Origin of the sequence: Pseudonocardia ailaonensis, from assembly GCF_039531635.1 — a bacterium.
GTDB classification, from domain to species: domain Bacteria; phylum Actinomycetota; class Actinomycetes; order Mycobacteriales; family Pseudonocardiaceae; genus Pseudonocardia; species Pseudonocardia ailaonensis.
This window is the reverse complement of sequence record NZ_BAAAQK010000009.1, coordinates 514,698-533,117: the sequence shown is the minus strand read 5'-3', so window position 1 is coordinate 533,117 and position 18,420 is coordinate 514,698. Positions and strand designations below refer to the sequence as shown.

Sequence of the window (18,420 nt, the reverse complement as noted above, 5' to 3'; positions counted from 1 at the left end):
TCGACAACAAGACTCCCGAGTCAAAGGAGACCGCGGATGAAGATCGTGAGAACGACGGGCGGGCCCGGACGGCCCTGGCGGGCGGTCGCCGCGGGGTCGCTGGCCCTCCTAACCCTCGCCGCGTGCGGATCGGGCGGCGGGGGGACCTCCGCGGACGGGGGGCTTCCGCAGACCATCCGCATCGTGTCCGTCAACCCCGAGACCGGCCCCACCTCGTTCGCCGGGCTGGGCGCCGAGGAGGGGTACAAGGTCGCGACGAAGGAGATCAACGACACCCGGTTCTTCGGCGACTCGACCCTGTCGGTGACCTACGAGGACGACAAGGGGGAACCGGTCACCGCGGCCAACAAGCTGAGTGCGGCCGTGAGTGACCGCAGCGTCCCGGCCGTCTTCGGATCCATCGCGACCCCGAGCGCCCTGGCGATGTCGCCGATCGCCCAGAAAGCTGGGCTGCCGATCATCTACACCCAGGCCGGCAGCGACGGGGTGGTGGTCGGTGACTACACCTGGCGGGCCACACCCTTGATGATCTCGTTCTACCCGATCATGAAGAAGTTCGTGGCCGAGCAGGGCTGGAAGTCCCTCGGCATCATCTACACGACCTCCTCGCCGACCCTGATCAAGATCGGGTCGACGGTCCTCCCCGACCTCGCGAAAGAGCTAGGCATATCGGTGGTCGGTTCGGTCGGGACGACGCCGACCACGCAGGACTTCTCGGCGCCGATCGCCCAGATCCTCGGAGCGAAGCCGGACGGCGTGGCGGTGATCCAGACGGGTGCGTCCAACGTGACGGCGATGACCCAGCTGCGGCAGGCAGGGTATACCGGGCCGGTGCTCGGCAACTCCGGTGCGGGGGCGGGGAACCTGACTCCGGCCGGTGCGAACGGTGCCGGGATGGTGTGGCCGACGGACTTCTCGTCGCTGGTCTCGTCGCCGGGGAGCGAGAAGTTCTCGGGTCTGTACCGGCAGATGTTCGGCAAGGAGCCCACGAACTATGCCGCGGAGGCCTACGACGCCGCCTGGTTCGTGGCGCGTGCGATCAAGGCGGCCGGGTCGACCGACCGGGCGAAGGTCAAGGACGCGATGGTTGCCGCCGGGAAGGAACCCATGTCCGGTGCTCTGGGGGATCAGCTCCGCTGGGTCGACGGCACGCTGCAGGCCCCCGGTGTGGTCGTCGAATGGACGGGCACGGCGGAGAAGCTCCTCTACAACGGCAAGGACGTCTGAGCCGGGCCCGGCCCGCGACCTCTGAGGGGAGAACCGTGCAGTTCATCGTGCAGATCGCGACACTGGGATCCATTTACCTGCTGTTCTCGCTCGGGTTGAACCTGGTGTGGGGGAGCCTGGGGATCCTCAACTTCGCCCACGGCGTGACGTTCGTCTTCGCCGTCTACCTGACCCACCTCACCCTCGGGGTGGCCCGGCTCCCGTTCCTCGTGGTGCTGCTGCTCGGTGCCGCGTGCGGCGCCGTTCTGACGGTCCTGCTCCAGGTCCTCGTCTTCGAGCCGATCCTGCGCCGGTCGCCGAGCATCCACCAGGCCGAGATGAGGATCCTCATCGGCGGGCTCGGCTTCTCCACGATCCCGCTGGCGTTCATGGAGCACCAGACCAAGAACCTGCCCTTCGGCCTCGACCAGGGCTCGTTCGTCGTGAGCCCCGTGGTCCTGGGGTCGTTCCGCGCCACCAACATCGCCCTCTACGGGATCGGCCTGGCGGTGCTGCTAGGCCTCGCGATCGCGGTGTGGCTGGCCCGCTCACGGGGCGGGCTGGCGCTGCGCTCGCTCGGGGTGGACGCGCCGGTCGCCGGCCTGATGGGCATCGACCGGCGCCGCTCGGCACTGCTCGCGATGGCCCTGGCCGGCGGGCTCGCAGGCCTGGCCGGGGTCGTCTACACCTACACACTCACCGCGCTCACACCGGACAGCGGCGACCTCCTGCTGGTCAAGGCCTTCGCCATCGTCATCCTCGGCGGCGTGGGCAGCATCGCCGGTGCGGCCGTCGGGTCGCTCGTCCTCGCGGCCGCAGAGGTCTCCGTCCTGACGTTCACGAGCGGATCGTGGGTCGACGCGGTGTCCTTCAGCCTCATCTTCCTGATGCTCGTGCTGCGTCCGGTCGGCCTCTTCGGCCGGAAGGAGGTACGTCGGACGTGACCGACTTCTTCGCCTCGAACCTGACTCTCATCCAGGCCACGTTCGTGGGGTTCGCGCTCGCGCTGTCCATCCAGGTCCCGCTCCGCCTGGGGGTCTTCTCCCTGGCCGGCGCGGGGGCGTTCGGGCTGTCGGCCTATGCGACGGCGTTGCTCGTGCTGAAGGCCGACATGCCCGCCCTTCCCGCGCTCGCCGTCTCGGTCGTGGGTTCGACGCTCGTCGTTCTGCTGCTGGGCCTCGTCGTGTACCGGCTGAGCGGCATCTACCTCGCGATGGCGACGGTGGCCTTCGACCTCATCGTTGGCGTGGTCGCGCTGAACGGCGACCCCCTGACGGGCGGCTCGACCGGCCTGTACGGCGTCCTCACGGACTTCGACGTCGTCCAGATGATCGTGCTGCTCGTCGTCGTGGTCGTCGTGCTGGCCGCGACGGAACGCGGACGGACGGGGCGTCGGGTGGACGCGGTCCGTGAGGACCCGGAGCTCGCCGCCTCCCTGGGGGTGAACGTACGGAGGTACCGGCTGTCCGGTTTCGCGGCCGGCGGCGCCCTCGGCGCGCTGGCCGGGGGGATGGCGGTGCTCACCCGGAGTGCGATCAGCCCTCCGGACGTCGGGTTCTCCCTGATCGTGCTCGCGTTGACGATGATCGTGGTGGGTGGGACCCGGTCGTGGGCCGGAGCGCTGATCGGCGCGGTCCTGTTCACCTGGCTGCCCACGCTGCTGACGGCGATCGGGGAGTGGCAGGACCTGGTCTACGGCGTGATCGTCACGCTGGCGGCGATCTTCCTGCCGCGCGGCATCCACGGGGTGGTGCTCGACGCCGTGCGCCGGAGCCGGAGACGTCCGCCCGACGCGGACGGAGCCAGCGCGGCGGACGGCGGTCCCGACGTGCCGGCCACCGAGGCCACCGAGGCGGACAGGGCTGCGGAGGCATTCCGATGACCACCACTCCCGAGGCGACCGCGACGGCCCCGCCGGTCCTCGAGCTGCGCGGGGTCTCCGTCCACTACGGCGGGGTCAAGGCCGTCGACCGGGTCTCGATGAGCATGGCCGAGGGCAAGATCTACGGTGTGATCGGCCCCAACGGGTCGGGCAAGTCCACCCTGATCGGTGCGATCACCCGGCTCGTCCCGCTGACCGCGGGTGAGCTGCTGCTCGATGCGGTGCCCTATTCCGGCGCGCGCGCCCACCGGCTTGTGGCGCTCGGCGTGTCACGCACCTTCCAGACGGTGCGGCTCATCCCGAACCTGACGGTGTACGAGAACGTCGAGCTGGGCGCCGACCTGCGGCGTCCCGGACAATTCGCCCGGCGCGTCCCGGGGCTCCACCCCACCCGGGAGGAGCTCGCGGCCGCCGTCGACAGGGCGATCACGGTGACCGGGCTGGACTCCCTGCGACGCCGCCTGCCGGCCGAGCTGTCCTACGGGGCGCAGCGACGGGTGGAGATCGCCCGGGCGATCGCCGCGCGGCCACGCTTCCTCCTGCTCGACGAACCCACCGCCGGCATGAACCAGATCGAACGCCACGAGATTGCCGACCTCATGCACCGCCTCTGCTCTGCGGGCATCTCGCAGCTCCTCGTCGAGCACGACGTCCAGATGGTCGTCGACACCACCGACCACGTCTTCGCGATGACCGCGGGCACGCTCGTGACCGAGGGACGCCCCGAGGACGTCATCCGGGACCCCCGTGTGCAGGAGGCCTACCTCGGCAGGAGATGGCGGCACGATGCTTGACATCAGTTCGTTGGCCTGCAGCTACGGCAGGGTGGAGGCCGTCCGCGACATCAGCCTCCGCGCCCGGCCCGGGGAGATCACCCTGGTGCTGGGTGCGAACGGTGCCGGCAAGACCACGATGATGAATGCCGTTGCGGGACTGCTGAAACCGGCGGCGGGCACCGTCCGCCTCGGTGAGGAGGACCTCACGGGCCTGCCCCCGCACGTCGTGGTCCGTCACGGCCTCGCCCTCGTCCCCGAGGGTCGGCGCATCTTCGGGCCGATGACCGTGGCCGAGAACCTCCGCCTGGGCGGCTACCTCCGTCAGGGAGCGCGGCTCCGTGAGGTGCTCGCCCGCGTCCACGAGATGTTCCCGGTGCTCCACGATCGCCGCGACGTCGCCGCCGGGCTGCTCAGCGGCGGCGAGCAGCAGATGCTGGCCTTCGGTCGCGCCCTGATGTCGGAACCGACCGTCCTGCTGCTCGACGAGCCGTCGATGGGTCTGGCACCGGTGATGACCGACGTGGTCCTGGGCAAGGTCGCGGAGCTCGCCGCGACGGGACTCGGCGTGCTGATGGTCGAGCAGAACGCCGACGCGGGCCTCGACATCGCCGACCAGGTGGTCGCCGTCGCCCGCGGTTCGGTCGTCTACTCCGGGGACGCGGCCGACGCACGCAACCACGCCTCCGTCCTGCGTGCGTTCCTGGGCGAGGCGGCGCTGGCTCCGGCGGCGGAGAGCGGTGCCCGGGACCAGGGCGGGGAGGCCTGAGTGGCGACCGGCGGACGCTTGACACCCGGGCGATCACGCGCGTTAACTAGTCTAACTAAGTAATAGACCTCGGCGTGGAGGAGCGGTGATGGCGGGACGTGCGGAGGTGACGCCGCTGGGGGGCGTGCTCGGGGCGGAGGTCAGCGGGGTCGACTGGGCCGAGGACGTCGACGAGCCCACGGTCCGGTTGCTGAGCGCCGCCTGGCACGAGCACCAGGTCCTGATCTTCAGGGGCCAACGCCTCTCACCGGAGCGGCTGGTCTCGGTCGGTCGTGCCTTCGGCGACCTCGAGCGCGTCGAGACCTACGCCGGGCTCGAGGGGTGCCCGGAGGTCATGCCGCTGGTCAAGGAGGCGACCGACACGCTGAACGTGGGGGAGGGATGGCACATCGACTCGACCTACCGGGACCGTCCCCCTGCCGGTGCCGTCCTGTATGCGGTCGAGGTCCCGCCCGTCGGCGGGGACACCCTGTTCGCCAGCATGTACGCGGCCTACGAGGCGCTCTCCCCGGGGATGCGGCGGCTCACCGACGGGCTGCGGGTCGTGCACGCCAACGGCTATCTCGGCGACGCGGCCGCGATGGAGGAGCGGCGGGCCGGGCTCGCCATGGCGGTGCGGACCGAGACGCTGGTCCGGACCGCGGAGCACCCGCTCGTGGTCCGACACCCCGGAACGGGCCGGCGGTCCCTGTTCCTCAACGGCATGGTCGCGGACGGCGGGATGACCTCGCACTTCGTGGACATGACGGCCGAGGAGACCACCCCGCTGATCCGCTCCCTGTGCGCACACGCAGCCCGCGACGAGTTCGTCCTGCGCATCCGCTGGGAGCCGGGGATGGTCGTGGTCTACGACAACCGGTGCTTACAACACAACGCCCGCAACGACTATCACGGCCATCGTCGCGAGATGTGGCGGATCTCCCTGGCCGGGGGCATCCCCACCTGACCGAAGATCAACAAGGAATGACGTTGAGGAGTAACCAACCCATGACGGACGTCGTCGATCCGACCCCCGCGGCCGAGGCGGGAACCGCTCGGTGGTTGGAGGCCTTCTTCCGCGCCGTGCGCGAGGGCCTCTCGCCCGCGGAACTGTTCCTCGCCGACGCATCATGGCGCGATCTCCTGGCGCTCACCGGTGACCTGCGCACCCTGGACGGTCGCGACGCGATCGCCGAGGAGTTGGCCCGTCTACGGGTCGGCGAGACCTCGTCACCGGTGCTGGGCGAGGTCGTGTCGGTCGTGCGCAACGCACGGACGCTGCGGGACGCGTGGGAGGTCGTGTTCCGGTTCGAGACGGCTGCGGGCCGGGCCGACGGTGTCGTCCGGCTCGTCGACGAGGGCGGCGAGCTGCGGGCGTGGACGCTCATGACCTCGTTGCGGAGCCTCCGTCCCGAGCTCGCCCGGACCCGGCCGGAGCGGCCCAGCGATGCGGCCTACGAAGGACAGGAGCGCCGGAACTGGCTGGACTTCCGCGCGCTCGAGGTGGGCTACGAGGACCGCGAGCCCGAGGTCGTGATCGTCGGCGCCGGGCAGTGCGGTCTCGCGCTAGCCGCCCGGCTCCGCCAGGCCGGTGTGGACGTGCTCCTCGTCGACCGGTTCGCCCGCGTCGGGGACAACTGGCGCAAGCGCTACCACGTCCTGCGGCTGCACAACGAGAAGGGCTCCAACCACCTGCCCTTCATGCCGTTCCCGGAGAACTGGCCGACGTACATCCCGAAGGACAAGCTGGGGGACTGGCTCGAGTCCTACGCCTCGGCGATGGAGCTCAACGTCTGGACCTCGACGGAGTTCCGTTCGGGCGAGTACGACCCCGGGTCGTCGACCTGGACGGTGGAGGTCGCCCGCGACGGTGAGCAGCGTGTACTCAGGCCCAGACACCTGGTCATGGCCATCGGGGTGAGCGGGACGGCGAAGCGGCCCGATATCCCCGGCCTCGGGGACTACCGCGGCGATGTCGTCCACTCGAGCGAGTACGTGCAGGGCAGTGCCTACCGGGACCGGTCCGCGCTCGTCGTCGGGTCGGGCGTCAGCGGCCACGACATCGCCCAGGACCTCTACTGGCACGGCGCCCGCGTGTCGATCATGCAGCGCAGCTCGACCATCATCGCGAGCCTGCACCCGGGGGCGGAGAAGGTCTACGCCCACTACCGGTCCCCGGAGCCCCTCGACCAGCTCGACCTGCTGAACGTCTCGGTCCCCTATCCGGTGAAGCGGGTCAGGGCCCAGCGGCTGACCACCGAGATCGCCGAGCTGGACCGGGATCTGCTCGACCGGCTCGACGAGGTGGGCTTCCGGACTCACACAGGCTCGGACGGCACGGGCTTCCAGATGCAGTTCCTGCGCGAGGGCGGCGGCTACTACATCGACGTCGGGTGCTCCCAGCTGATCGCGGCCAAGGAGATCGAGGTGCTCGACGCGCACACCCTCACCCGGTTGACCGCCGACGGCGCGGAATTCGCCGACGGCAGCACCCGGCAGTTCGACGTCATCGTGCTGTCCACCGGCTACGAGACCGTGACCGAGGCGGTCGCCACGATGCTCGGCCCGGCGATGGCGGACCGAATCGGGCCGGTCTGGGGGCTCGACGCGGAGGGGGAACTGCGGAACGTCTCCCGTCCGACGGCGCAGGAGCACCTGTGGTTCATTGCCGGTGGACTGGCCGAGGCCCGGATCTACTCCCAGTACCTCGCGCTGCAGATCGAGGCCGACCTGGCGGGCATCAGACTCCCGGCCGGCGCGCGATGAGCCGCATTGCGGACTCCGCGCACGTGACGACCGCCTTCACGGTGACCACCGTCGCGGTGGGTGGTGTCGCCGTTCTCCGGATGGGCGGAACCCGGGGGCAGGCCCTCACCGCGCAGGCCTTCTCCCTGCTCGAACGGACACTGCGCAGCGCGTTCGCCGGAGAGGCCGACGGGATCGTCCTCACGGGTGACGGTGCGGTCTTCAGCGTCGGCGCCGACCTGAGCACCGGTGCACGTTCCCTCGACACCCTGATCACCGAGGACGGAGGTGCCGCACCCGACTGGCTGGAGCCGGCCGGACGGGTCACCGCCCTGCTGCGCGGCGGGCCGATCCCGGTGGTGGCGGCGGTGAACGGCGACGCCGTCGGCGGCGGCGCGACGCTGTCCCTCGGTGCCGACGTGCGCATCGCCGCGTCGACGGCACGTTTCGGGTTCGGCTTCGGCAAGGTCGGGGTCGTCCCCGAGGGCGGGTCCACCTGGCTGCTCCCGCGACTGGTCGGACTGGCCAGGGCGACCGACTGGATGTTGAGCGGCCGGCTGGTGCCGGCGGCGGAGGCACTGCAGGCCGGTCTGGTCAGCGAGGTCGTCGACGGCGACCCGGTCGACCGGGCGGTGCGGGTGGCCCTCGGGCTCGGCACGAAGGTCTCTCCCCGGGCACGTCGCGAGATCAAGCTGTTGCTGGAGGAGAACGGCGCCCGGTCCTTCGACGAGGCGCGGGTCGCCGAGTCCCGGATGATGCGCGAGCTCGCCTCGGGGCCAGACGCCCGGGAAGGGATGACGGCGTTCGTCGAGGGCCGGGCACCCCGGTTCACCCGCTCCACGGGCGGGACCACAGGCACGGGAACGAAGGAGGCGAGCTGATGAGTGACCGGGACGAGATCCTCGAGCTGTCCGCGAAGTACATGCACGCGCTGGACCTCGACGACCGCGCGGCGTGGCTGAGCTGCTGGACCGAGGACGGCTACTTCGAGCGCTACCGTTCGACGAACCGGGCCAAGGGCATCGAGGAGCTGGGCCGCCGCATCTTCGACAAGCCGGAGCGGCCGCACGGATTCCACGTCACGTCGGACTTCGCGATCACCGTGGACGGCGACACGGCGACCGTGCAGTGCTACCTCCTGTTCCTCAACGAGCAGAAGCGGTGCGAGGTGTCGATGTTCGGCATCTACCGCGACCGGCTCCGCCGCACCCCCGACGGCTGGCGGTACACGGAGCGGATCTTCGAGCCGAAGTACATCCTGGAGTCCATCCCGAACGTCATGGTCGACGCGCCGTGAAGGCGTGGGCTCCGCTGCGGACCGAGGTCCGCGCATTCCTCGCCGAGGAGATCGGGCGTGGCGGGTTCGTCCCCCTCGTCGACTCGTGGGCCCGCGGGTTCTCGCGGGACTTCAGCCGGCGGCTCGCCGCGCGCGGCTGGGTGGGCATGACGGTCCCGCAGGAGTACGGCGGCGCCGGCCGGTCCCATGTGGAGCGCTTCGTCGTCGCCGAGGAGCTGCTGGCCGCGGGGGCGCCGGTACTGGCGCACTGGGCAGCCGAACGCCAGGTGGCCCCAATGCTGCTGCGGATCGGCACAGAGGAGCAGAAGAGCAGGCTGCTGCCCGGCATCGTCCGCGGCGAGCTGAGCTTCGGGATCGGTCTGAGCGAGCCCGACTCGGGCTCGGACCTCGCCTCGGTCCGGACCCGCGCGACCCGGGTCGACGGCGGCTGGGCGATCACCGGGCAGAAGGTGTGGACGAGCGCGGGGGACCGCGTCGACCACATGTTCGTGCTGTGCCGGACCGGTGACTCCGAGGATCGGCACCACGGCTTGAGCCAGCTCATGGTGTCGACCGACGCCGAGGGCTTCCGTGCGCGGCCCATCGTCACCATGTCCGGGGAGGCCGAGTTCGCCGAGATCTTCCTCGACAAGGTGTTCGTCCCGGACGCGGACGTCATCGGCGAGATCGGGCGCGGATGGCAGCAGGCGACCCAGGAGCTCGGCTGGGAGCGCAGCGGTCCTGACCGCTACCTGAGCACCTTCGTGCTGCTCGCCCGCTTCCTCGCGCTCGAGGCTCCCGCCCTCGACGCCGACCGCGGTCGGCTGGCCGCGCGCCTGTCCGCGCTGCGCGAGCTGTCCTGGCAGGTGGCGGAGAAGGGACAGGCGGGCCTGGACTTCGGCGCGGACGCGGCGCTGGCGAAGGACGCCGGGACGACCTTCGAGCAGGAGAGCGTCGAGATCGTGCGCCGTGCCCTCGGGTCCGACGTCCGGCGCCATCCCGAGCTGCAGCGGCTCCTGCACGCCGCCCAGTTCGCGTCGCCGACGTTCACCCTCCGCGGCGGGACCAACGAGATCCTGCGCACGATCACGGCCCGGCAGCTGGTGGCGTCGTGACGGACATCGACGACCTGCGCGGCGTCCTCGACGACGTCGCCGGTGCCTACATCAGGTCGCTCGGCGCGGGTGCCTCGCCTGGCGCGGGCGAACTGTGGGAGGAGCTGGAGTCGCTCGGGCTCACCCTCGTCGGGAGCGCCGAGAGCCGCGGCGGAGGTGGTGGCACGGTGGAGCACGCGATCGAGGTCGCCGCCGCGGTCGGTCGACACGCGCTCCCGCTCCCGATCGCGGAGACCGCGGTCGTGGCCTCGTGGCTGCTCGACAGCGCGGGTCTGGACCTCCCCTCCGGACCCCTGACCGCGGGAGGGTTCGCGCCGGCCGACCGAGTGACGGCCGCCCCGGCTGCCGGCGGTGTGCACCTGCGCGGGGTGGCTCGTGCCGTTCCGTGGGCCCGCGCCGCCCCGCACCTCGTCGTCGTCGCCGACGGGCTCGACGGCCGGCTGGTCGCACTGGTCGAACCGGCCGGCCTCGCGATCACCGAGGGCGAGAACCTCGCGGGTGAGCCCCGCGACGACGTCGAGCTCGACCTCGCCACGACCATCTGGGCACCGCTGCCGGCCTCGGTCACCAACACCGGGATCAGAGCGCGAGCGGCCCTGTCGCGCAGTGTGCAGATCCTGGGCGCGATGGAACGGACCCGTGACCTCACGCTGGAGTTCGTCCAGCAGCGCCGGCAGTTCGGCCGTCCGATCATCCGGTTCCAGGCCGTGGCACAGTCCGTCGCCGTGCTGGCGGCCGAGGTCGCCGTGGCCCGCGCCGCCGTGACGAGATGCCTGCGGTACGCCGAGACGGGCGGACCCGCCTGGGAGATCGCGTGCGGCGCGGCGAAGGTGACCACGTCGCGTGGCGCCGCAACGGTGGCCGCACTGGCGCACCAGCTGCACGGGGCCGTCGGGATCACGGCCGAGTACCCCCTCCACCGGCTGACCACCCGCCTGCTCGCCTGGCAGGACGACGACGGGACCGAGGACGAGTGGGCCGCCGTGGTGGGCCGATCCCTGCTCGCGCTCGGCCCGGACGCCTGGTCGGCCCTCACCCCCGGTGAGGTGCTGTCGTGACGCAGCCGCTCGCCGGGGTCCGGGTGATCGAGTTCGGGACCGTGCTCATGGTCCCGTTCGCCGGTCAGGTCCTGGCGGACCTAGGCGCGGACGTGATCAAGGTCGAGTCGTTGGAGGGCGATCCGAACCGGCAGGTGGGGGCCGGCCCCCATCCGGACCTCTCCGGCGTCGCGCTCAACCTCAACCGGAACAAGCGGTCCCTCGCCGTCGACGTCCGCGCCGCGGGCGGGCGCGCCGTCCTGGAGCGGCTGGCGGCGACTGCGGACGTCTTCCTGACCAACCTGCGTCCCCTGGCGCTCGACAAGCTCGGCGTGAGCTACGCCGACGTCCGGCACTGGCGTCCCGACATCGTGTACTGCCGCTCGCACGGCTACGGCTCGGACAGCGGTCGCGCGGACGAACCCGCCTACGACGACGTCGTCCAGGCGGCCAGCGGGATCGCCGGTCTGTCCGAACGCACCCGCGGGGAGCCGGAGCTGCTCCCGACCGTGCTCGCGGACAAGGTGAGCGGCCTGACCATTGCCTACGGGGTTCTGGCGGCCCTGTTCCAGCGGGCCACGACCGGACAGGGCCAGGAGGTCGAGGTCCCGATGTTCGACACGATGGTGGCCTTCACCCTCGTCGAGCACCTGGCCGGGGCGACGACCCGCCCCCCGTTGAGCACCCCGGGCTACGACCGGGTGCTGACACCCCACCGCCGCCCGCACCGCACCGCCGACGGCTGGATCGTGGTCATGCCCTACTCACCGCGGGACTGGGACCGCCTGTGGGAGCACCTCGACGAGCACGGGCACCGGGCCCGGCTCAGAGGGCTGTCGCCGCACGAGGTCAAACGGCTCGCGCCGCAGATGTACGGCTGGCTCGACGAGATCCTCGTCGAGCGGAGCACCGCCGAGTGGGTGGACACCTTCGTGACCCTCGACATCGCCGCGGCCCCGGTCGCGTCGCTCGACGAGCTCGTCGACGGCCCGGCCCGTGAGCTGGGAGTCCTGCGCGAGGCCACCCATCCGCTGGCAGGCCCCTACCTGGAGATCCGCGGTCCGGTCCGGTTCTCGGGCGCCGAGGCCTCCGAGCCGCGTCCCGCCCCGCTCATCGGCCAGGACTCGCTCGACCTGCTGGCCGAGCTCGGCATCGATCCGCTGCACGCCCGCAACCTGGTCGAGAGCGGGACCGTGCGGGTGCCGGAACCGCCCCTCGTGGAGGAAGCATGACCCAGACCCCTCTCACCTCACGTTTCGTCGACTTCGCCGGCGCACTCGACCTGCGGGAGGTCCCGGACGAGGCTGTCCGTGCGGCCAAGTCGGCCATCCTCGACTGGCTCGGCGTGACCCTCGCCGGAAGTGCCGAGCCGCTCGCCGGGGCGCTCCTCGCCGCCAGGGCCGGCGACCGTGGCGGTCCGTCCACGGTGGTCGGCGCCGGGCGCACGGCCTCGCCGGAGACCGCCGCGCTGGTCAACGGCGCGTGTGCCCACGCGCTGGACTTCGACGACTACCTGGCCGAGGGCGTGATCCACGGGACCGCGCCCCTGGTCGCGGCCCTGCTCGCGGTCGCCGAGGACCGCGGCCGGACCGGTGCGGACCTGCTGGCTGCCTTCGTCGCCGGCTACGAGGTGCACGCGCACCTGTCCACCGTGCTTGGCCAGCCCCTGATCCACCGCGGCTACCACCCGACCGGGGTGCTCACCCACCTGGGCACGGCGATCGGTGTGGGCAGGCTGATCGGGCTGGGTCCCGAGCTGCTGGCCACCTGCCTCGGTCTCGCCGGCACTCAGGCGGCCGGCCTGCTGGCCAGCTTCGGCACCATGGGCAAGCCGCTGCACAGCGGGAAGGCCGCCGCCGACGCGGTGCTCTCGGCGTCCCTCGCCGAGGCCGGCTACACCGGGAGCACGTCGGTGCTCGACGGTGAGCGGGGCCTGCCCGTCGTGCTGACCGGCATCGACGACGAGCAGCTGGGCGCGGAGCTCGGGACGCGGTGGCTGGTGGCGGACAACGCCATCAAGCCCTACGCCGCCTGCGGCGCGATCCACGCGTCCATCGACGCGGCGATCCGGCTGTCGCGGGTCGTCGATCCGGCGCGGATCGACCGAGTCCGGTGCGACGTCTCGGCCGTCACCGTGCGGGCCGCCGCGATCCCGCGTCCGGCGACCGGCCTCGAGGCCAAGTTCAGCACCCAGTACGCGGTCGCGTCGGCGCTGCTGAGCGGGACCTCGCCGGCCTCGCACTTCACCGACGGCGCCACCGGGCGCGCCGACGTCCGGGCACTCACCGAACGGGTCGACCTGGTCAGCACCTACGAACGGATCACCCGGGCGCGGGTCGAGGTCACCCAGACCGACGGCACCCGTCACGAGGACACGGTCGACTGGGCGAAAGGCAGCCCGGGCAACCCCATGACCGGTGACGACACGGCGCGGAAGTTCCTCGACCTGGCCGCGAACCGGATCGGTCCCTCGGTGGCGGCCGAGGTCGTCGCCTTCGTCGAGGGCCTGGAGAAGCAGTCCGACCTGCGTGACCTCGCGGCGCTCGTCCGCGGGAGCGAACCGGCGCGGGCCGACGGGTAAGGAGACGCCCCCATGAGCGGATGCCCTGTGCACATCACCTATCCCTCCCTCGACGGCGCGGAGGACCCCTATCCGCAGTACGAGTGGCTCCGGACCGAGTCGCCCGTGTACCGGATCCCGGGTACCGACGACTACCTCGTGTCCCGGTTCGACGACGTCGTGGCCATCTCGAAGGACTACGAGACGTTCTCCAGCGTCGGCAGCCGGACGCTGTACAACCCCTTCCCCGAGACCGGCGACGGACGGGAGACGCAGAGCCTGATCGAGGCAGACCCCCCGGACCACCGGGTCAAGCGCGACTTCTGCCGCAACGCCTTCAAGCCACGGGCCCTGCAGGCCCGGACGGGCATGATCGAGGACCTCTGCAACGCGCTCATCGACGACCTCGAGGGCCGGGACCGGATCGACTTCGTGGCCGACTTCGCCGAACGGCTCCCGCTGCTGGTGCTGACGGACATGATGGGCTTCTCGCGTGACGACCTGGCCTGGCTCGACGGCTGGTCGCGGGTCGACAACGGCGGGCTGAGCTTCCTGCCCCCCGAGGTACAGGAACAGCAGCGGACCAGCGCCCAGGGCGCGACCGAGAACCTCACCGCGACGATCCTGCGGCTCGCCGCGGATCCGGGCGACGACGAGCTCAGCTTCATGATCCGCCAGCAGGTCGAACGCGATGGGTCCCTCGACCTGGACTACGTGCGGGACAACGCGGTGACGGTGATCCGCGGCGGGGTGATCACCACTGCGCACCTCATCTCGATGGCCATGTTGAAGCTCCTGGAGGACCCGTCTCGGTTGGCTGCCGTCCGGCAGGACCACTCGCTCATCCCGGCGGTGATCGAGGAGACGCTCCGCATGGAGTCGCCGGTGCAGTGGGCCCCGCGGCGCGTCACGAAGGACACCGTGGTCGGCGGCGTGGACATCCCCCAGGGTTCCCGGGTGCTGATCATGCTGGGCGCGGCGAACCGGGACGGCGAGGAGTTCCGAGAGCCGGACCGCTTCGACCCGGCCCGAGAGAAGGTGGCCAACCAGATCGCCTTCGGGATCGGGCCGCACTTCTGTCTGGGCGCCCCGCTGGCCCGGCTGGAGGCCCGGATCGCCTTCGAGACGTTCCTGTCCCGGGTACCGTCGGTGACCCTGGTCCCCGGCCAGGATCTTTCGCACGCGCCCAGCGCCCAGTTCCGCGGACTCAACGCGCTCGTGATCGACATCGCCAACAAGACCGCCACCGAGGCCGCTCATGTCTGAGCCGGTGCGGATGGTGCCACAGACGCTCGCCGGTCAGGTCGCCGTCGTCACCGGAGCCGGACAGGGGATCGGCCGGGCGGAGGCGCTGGCGCTGGCGGAGCGCGGTGCGAAGGTCGTGGTCAACGACCTCCTCGAGGACCGCGCCGCGCAGGTGGTGGACGAGATCGGGCAGGCGGGCGGCGAGGCCGTCGCGAACACCAGCAGCGTCACGAGCGCGGAGGGCGGGGCCGAGCTGACCCGGCTCGCCCTCGAGCGGTTCGGCGGCCTCCATGTCGTGGTGAACAACGCCGGCTTCCTCCGGCCCGGCCCGTTCGGGGAGCTCGGCGCCGACCAGATCGACGCGGTTCTCGACGTCCACCTCCGCGCCGCGTTCCACGTGACCCAGCCGGCGTGGCGGGTGATGAAGGAGCAGCGCTACGGCCGGGTCGTCATGACCGGGTCGAGCGCGGGGATGTTCTCGCAGGCCGCGAACAGCAACTACTGCGCCGCGAAGGCCGGGGTCTTCGGCCTCGCCCGCGCCCTCGCCACTGAAGGGGAGGACCACGGGATCGCGGTCAACGTCGTGCTCCCGTTCGCGGCGACGACGATCAGCGTCGAAAACCCGATCCCGGGCAACCAGGAGGCCCGGGAGCGCCGCGGGGCCGCCTACCGCGGTGAGATCCTCCGCCGCCGCGATCCCGCGCTCGTCGCGCCGCTGGTGGCGCACCTGGCGAGCCCGGCCTGCCGGGACAACGGTGACGTCTACTCGGTGTGCGGAGGCCGCTACGCGCGGGTGTTCGTCGCGTTGGGGCCCGGATGGATCGCGCCCGAGCCGACGGGGATCACCGCCGAGGACCTCGAGGCGAACTGGGCGGCCGTGCGCTCCACGACCACCGTCTCCGAGCCACGGACCCTGTTCGACGAGGTCGCCGAGGTCGTCACCGCACTCGACGGGCTCGTCCCGACGGCCGCGCGTCTCGGGAGCTGAGGAGCCGATGAGCGACATGTCGGGGCGGCGGGCCGTGGTGACCGGCGCGAGCCGTGGAATCGGCGCCGCGGTCGCCCGGCGTCTGGACGAGGCGGGCGCGACGGTCGTCGTCGCGGCGCGCTCCGTCGACGGCTACTCCGGGCCCGGGACGGCGGTCGCGGCGGACCTGTCCACGGAGGACGGTCCGAGCCGGCTCGCGGAGGAGGCCCTCGGCCGCCTCGGCGGGATCGACGTCCTCGTCGACAACGCCGCGTCGCAGACCCGTGTCCAGGGCGGTGTCCTGGAGATGACGGACGCCGACTGGCTGGCGGACCTGAACGGCACCCTCCTCTCCGCGGTCCGGCTCGACCGCCTCCTCCTCCCGGCGATGATCGCGTCGGGGGGAGGGGCGATCGTGCACATCGGCTCGGGCGCGTCGCGGCTCCCGCAACCCGCCGCGCTCGCCTATGCCGCGGCCAAGGCGGCGCTGGCGGCCTACAGCAAGGGCCTGGCCCGGGCGGTCGCCCCGGAGAACGTCACGGTCAACCTCGTGTCCCCGGGGATCATCGAGACGACCGGCATGTCCGCCCGGCTCGACGAGCTCGTGTCCGGGACCGGTCTGGACATCGAGGAGGCGCGACGGCAGTTCGTCGCCGGGTTCGGCGTCCCGCTCGGGCGCCCTGGCCTCCCGGACGAGGTCGCGGCGCTCGTCGAGTTCCTCGTCTCCGCCGACGCCCGCTACATCACCGGCACCCAGTACGTCGTCGACGGCGGGCTGATGCCGACGGTCCACTGACCAGCGGGAGTACGTCTCGCCTGTGCGCATTCACCACCACGAGTAGATCGTTCGACCGAAGGAGGTCGTCCCGACGTGACCGCTACGTACGAGCCGGGGTTCGTGAAGGGGGCGGACCGGGTCCTGGACTCGATCCGCCGAGCCGATGCCCACGCCGAGTCGGAGTACCTCGGCCAGGGCCCGGAGAAGGTCGTCGCCACGGTCTCCTCGCCGGAACGGCTGGCCTGGTCGGACAGTGTGACGTGGCTGATCTCGCACATCGACGAGGACGGGAAACCGTTCCCGGTCGTCGCGACGGATATTCCCGGCATCCGCGACCACTACTCCCTGATGCACGGCTCCGGTCAGCGGGACAGCGAGTACAGGGTGTTCACCAAGCTGGCGAGCGAATGGTGGACGTTCTGGCACACGGACTGGTACGGCCCCTCCTCCGGAATCCCGACCGATCACGCCACCTACCAGCACACCGAGAACCTGACCATGCTGCTGACCGACGGTGCCACGGGCATCTCCGGTGAGATCGCCTGGCTGCGCTCCTGGCTGCGGACCGGCGAGGCCCCGAACACCCTCGCCGACCGGAACCGGACCCGTTCGACTACCACGACGCGGTCAGGGCCGGGGACATCGACGCGATCATGGACCTGTTCAGCCCCTCGGAGTACGCCTACGCCGGTGTCCGGGACTACTTCCCCGCGGACGGGAACACCTTCCCGTTGCTCGACACGCGCGAGAAGATGCGTGACTACTACAGGCGCTTCTACGACGCCGCCACCGTCACCGACGTTGCGCTGACCAACTGGTACGTCGGCGAGTGGTTCCTGTTCGCCGAGGCGAGATGGCGGCTCGACCTGGAGGGAGGCGGCCGCGTGGCGATGATGACCGTCGAGATCCTGCCCCTGGGCTCGGACGGGAAGTTGGTCGGGCGCAGCGGGTACGGCACGTCGTTCGAATGACCGGCGTCCTGCCCCGGGCGACGGCACGCACGGAGGAGGGAGCTCGACGGGGACAGGTGACCGCGGCCGAGCTCCCTTCGAAGGTCACGGCTCACGTCCATGATCGGACGATGTGCCGGACTCGACCTCGAGACGCAGGGCCTCGTTCATCCGGCCGAACTGCTCCCGCATCGCGACCTGCAGGTCGCGACGTCGGGTCAAGGCCCACAGTCCGTGGACGCGTTCGGCCTGGCGCAGCACCGTGCCCCCGTCCGCCGGGATCAGGACGAAGCTGTGCCGGCCGGACAGCTGCCAGCGGCGGTGAGAGCCACCGACCCAGGCGAACTCCCGCTCCGCCTTCCAGGTGTCCAGGACGACGTCGATCGTCGCCGGTCGACCGCCGGTGCCCACGCGAGTGACGTGCCAGAGCGCACCTCGCCCGTAGGCCCCGCCGGTGTCGATGCCGATGACGAACGGATTCCACGCCGGGTATCCGTCGAAGTCGGTGAGCACCGTCCAGACGGCCGCCGGGCTCGCCGCGACGAACGTGTCGACGACCGCACACACCCTCACCGCGACCCCGGCGTCCGGCCGGCGCTCACCATGCGGCACGACCGCGGCGTGCCCGGGAGAGCACCCGGTAGACCGGGTCGGTCTCGTCGTCGGCGCCGGACAGGGTGGTCCCGTACCGGGGTCGTGCTCCCGCCTCGTCGATCGGCCAGCCGTCGGCCCAGTCGACCACGGCGGCACGGTCGGCGATGCGCCAACGCCCGCTGCCGTCCCGCCGGTACTCGTCGAGGTACCGGCCGCCCATGATCCGGTAGGCGTAGCCGGTGTCGGTCGTGTGCACGGTGTGGGACACGTTGCGCACCTCGCCCTCGGCCACGTCGCCGTCGACCCAGATCAGGTGGTTCGTGAGCTGGTGGGCGACCATGATGCTGCCGGCGCGCAGCCGCGACATCGCCTCGATGTACTCGCTCGCCAGGCCGTTCGGCTCCCCCCGGTTGTCGCGACCGTCGGGCAGGTAGACCTGGCGGAGCAGCTCGGCGTCGTCGCGGTCGCAGGCCATGCCGTACAGCAGAACGAGATCGCGGATCTCCTGCTTCGCGATCACCTCGTCCATCAGCGCTTCCCGTGT

General features: G+C 71.4%; 19 protein-coding genes. 17 read left to right on the top strand and 2 right to left on the bottom strand.

The genetic code is table 11. The features are described from left to right. Positions 1–36: 36 nt before the first annotated feature. The 17 genes from ABD324_RS18345 (at position 37) to ABD324_RS18265 (ending at position 17,303) form a co-directional block, all read left to right on the top strand. The gene (locus ABD324_RS18345; RefSeq protein ID WP_344418245.1) at positions 37–1,227 is read left to right on the top strand and encodes an ABC transporter substrate-binding protein; all 1,191 of its coding nucleotides are present in this window, start codon (positions 37–39) and stop codon (positions 1,225–1,227) included. A gap of 35 nt (positions 1,228–1,262) precedes the next feature. Beyond that, entirely contained in the window at positions 1,263–2,150 is an 888-nt protein-coding gene (locus ABD324_RS18340) for a branched-chain amino acid ABC transporter permease (RefSeq protein ID WP_344418243.1), read from the top strand. Continuing rightward, positions 2,147–3,088 carry a branched-chain amino acid ABC transporter permease gene (locus ABD324_RS18335; protein WP_344418241.1) on the top strand — a complete coding sequence of 314 codons (942 nt, stop codon included), beginning with the start codon at positions 2,147–2,149 and terminating at the stop codon, positions 3,086–3,088. The genes ABD324_RS18340 and ABD324_RS18335 overlap by 4 nt, the downstream gene beginning before the upstream one ends. Next, on the top strand, positions 3,085–3,882 hold the full coding sequence (locus tag ABD324_RS18330) for an ABC transporter ATP-binding protein (protein ID WP_344418239.1): 798 nt from the start codon (positions 3,085–3,087) through the stop codon (positions 3,880–3,882). The genes ABD324_RS18335 and ABD324_RS18330 overlap by 4 nt, the downstream gene beginning before the upstream one ends. Beyond that, on the top strand, positions 3,875–4,630 hold the full coding sequence (locus ABD324_RS18325) for an ABC transporter ATP-binding protein (protein ID WP_344418237.1): 756 nt from the start codon (positions 3,875–3,877) through the stop codon (positions 4,628–4,630). The genes ABD324_RS18330 and ABD324_RS18325 overlap by 8 nt, the downstream gene beginning before the upstream one ends. A gap of 88 nt (positions 4,631–4,718) precedes the next feature. Beyond that, entirely contained in the window at positions 4,719–5,576 is an 858-nt protein-coding gene (locus ABD324_RS18320) for a TauD/TfdA dioxygenase family protein (protein WP_344418235.1), read from the top strand. Between the two features lie 41 nt (positions 5,577–5,617). Then, positions 5,618–7,375, top strand: coding sequence for an FAD-dependent oxidoreductase (locus tag ABD324_RS18315; protein WP_344418233.1), 1,758 nt, complete (start codon positions 5,618–5,620; stop codon positions 7,373–7,375). Next, a complete protein-coding gene (locus ABD324_RS18310; RefSeq protein WP_344418231.1) occupies positions 7,372–8,235 on the top strand; it encodes an enoyl-CoA hydratase/isomerase family protein in 864 nt (287 codons plus the stop codon). The genes ABD324_RS18315 and ABD324_RS18310 overlap by 4 nt, the downstream gene beginning before the upstream one ends. Further along, complete coding sequence (locus tag ABD324_RS18305) at positions 8,235–8,651, top strand: nuclear transport factor 2 family protein (RefSeq protein ID WP_344418228.1); 417 nt, start codon at positions 8,235–8,237, stop codon at positions 8,649–8,651. The genes ABD324_RS18310 and ABD324_RS18305 overlap by 1 nt, the downstream gene beginning before the upstream one ends. Further along, the gene (locus ABD324_RS18300; protein ID WP_344418226.1) at positions 8,648–9,745 is read left to right on the top strand and encodes an acyl-CoA dehydrogenase family protein; all 1,098 of its coding nucleotides are present in this window, start codon (positions 8,648–8,650) and stop codon (positions 9,743–9,745) included. Before ABD324_RS18305 ends, ABD324_RS18300 begins: the two co-directional genes overlap by 4 nt. Then, positions 9,742–10,803: an acyl-CoA dehydrogenase family protein gene (locus ABD324_RS18295; RefSeq protein WP_344418224.1), complete on the top strand. Its 1,062-nt coding sequence runs from the start codon at positions 9,742–9,744 to the stop codon at positions 10,801–10,803. The genes ABD324_RS18300 and ABD324_RS18295 overlap by 4 nt, the downstream gene beginning before the upstream one ends. Continuing rightward, positions 10,800–12,014 carry a CaiB/BaiF CoA transferase family protein gene (locus ABD324_RS18290; protein ID WP_344418222.1) on the top strand — a complete coding sequence of 405 codons (1,215 nt, stop codon included), beginning with the start codon at positions 10,800–10,802 and terminating at the stop codon, positions 12,012–12,014. Before ABD324_RS18295 ends, ABD324_RS18290 begins: the two co-directional genes overlap by 4 nt. Then, a complete protein-coding gene (locus ABD324_RS18285) occupies positions 12,011–13,363 on the top strand; it encodes an MmgE/PrpD family protein (RefSeq protein ID WP_344418220.1) in 1,353 nt (450 codons plus the stop codon). The genes ABD324_RS18290 and ABD324_RS18285 overlap by 4 nt, the downstream gene beginning before the upstream one ends. 12 nt (positions 13,364–13,375) lie before the next feature. Then, positions 13,376–14,608: a cytochrome P450 gene (locus tag ABD324_RS18280; RefSeq protein WP_344418218.1), complete on the top strand. Its 1,233-nt coding sequence runs from the start codon at positions 13,376–13,378 to the stop codon at positions 14,606–14,608. Then, on the top strand, positions 14,601–15,575 hold the full coding sequence (locus tag ABD324_RS18275; protein WP_344418216.1) for an SDR family NAD(P)-dependent oxidoreductase: 975 nt from the start codon (positions 14,601–14,603) through the stop codon (positions 15,573–15,575). Before ABD324_RS18280 ends, ABD324_RS18275 begins: the two co-directional genes overlap by 8 nt. 7 nt (positions 15,576–15,582) lie before the next feature. Beyond that, positions 15,583–16,350, top strand: coding sequence for an oxidoreductase (locus ABD324_RS18270; RefSeq protein WP_344418214.1), 768 nt, complete (start codon positions 15,583–15,585; stop codon positions 16,348–16,350). Positions 16,351–16,874: 524 nt separating this feature from the next. Next, a complete protein-coding gene (locus ABD324_RS18265) occupies positions 16,875–17,303 on the top strand; it encodes a nuclear transport factor 2 family protein (protein ID WP_344418293.1) in 429 nt (142 codons plus the stop codon). An 84-nt stretch (positions 17,304–17,387) separates the two neighbouring features. On the opposite strand, the gene ABD324_RS18260 is transcribed toward ABD324_RS18265, so the two are convergent. After that, on the bottom strand, positions 17,388–17,894 hold the full coding sequence (locus ABD324_RS18260; RefSeq protein WP_344418212.1) for an SRPBCC family protein: 507 nt from the start codon (positions 17,892–17,894) through the stop codon (positions 17,388–17,390). Then, entirely contained in the window at positions 17,881–18,405 is a 525-nt protein-coding gene (locus tag ABD324_RS18255; RefSeq protein ID WP_344418210.1) for a nuclear transport factor 2 family protein, read from the bottom strand. Before ABD324_RS18255 ends, ABD324_RS18260 begins: the two co-directional genes overlap by 14 nt. Between the last annotated feature and the right edge of the window lie 15 nt (positions 18,406–18,420).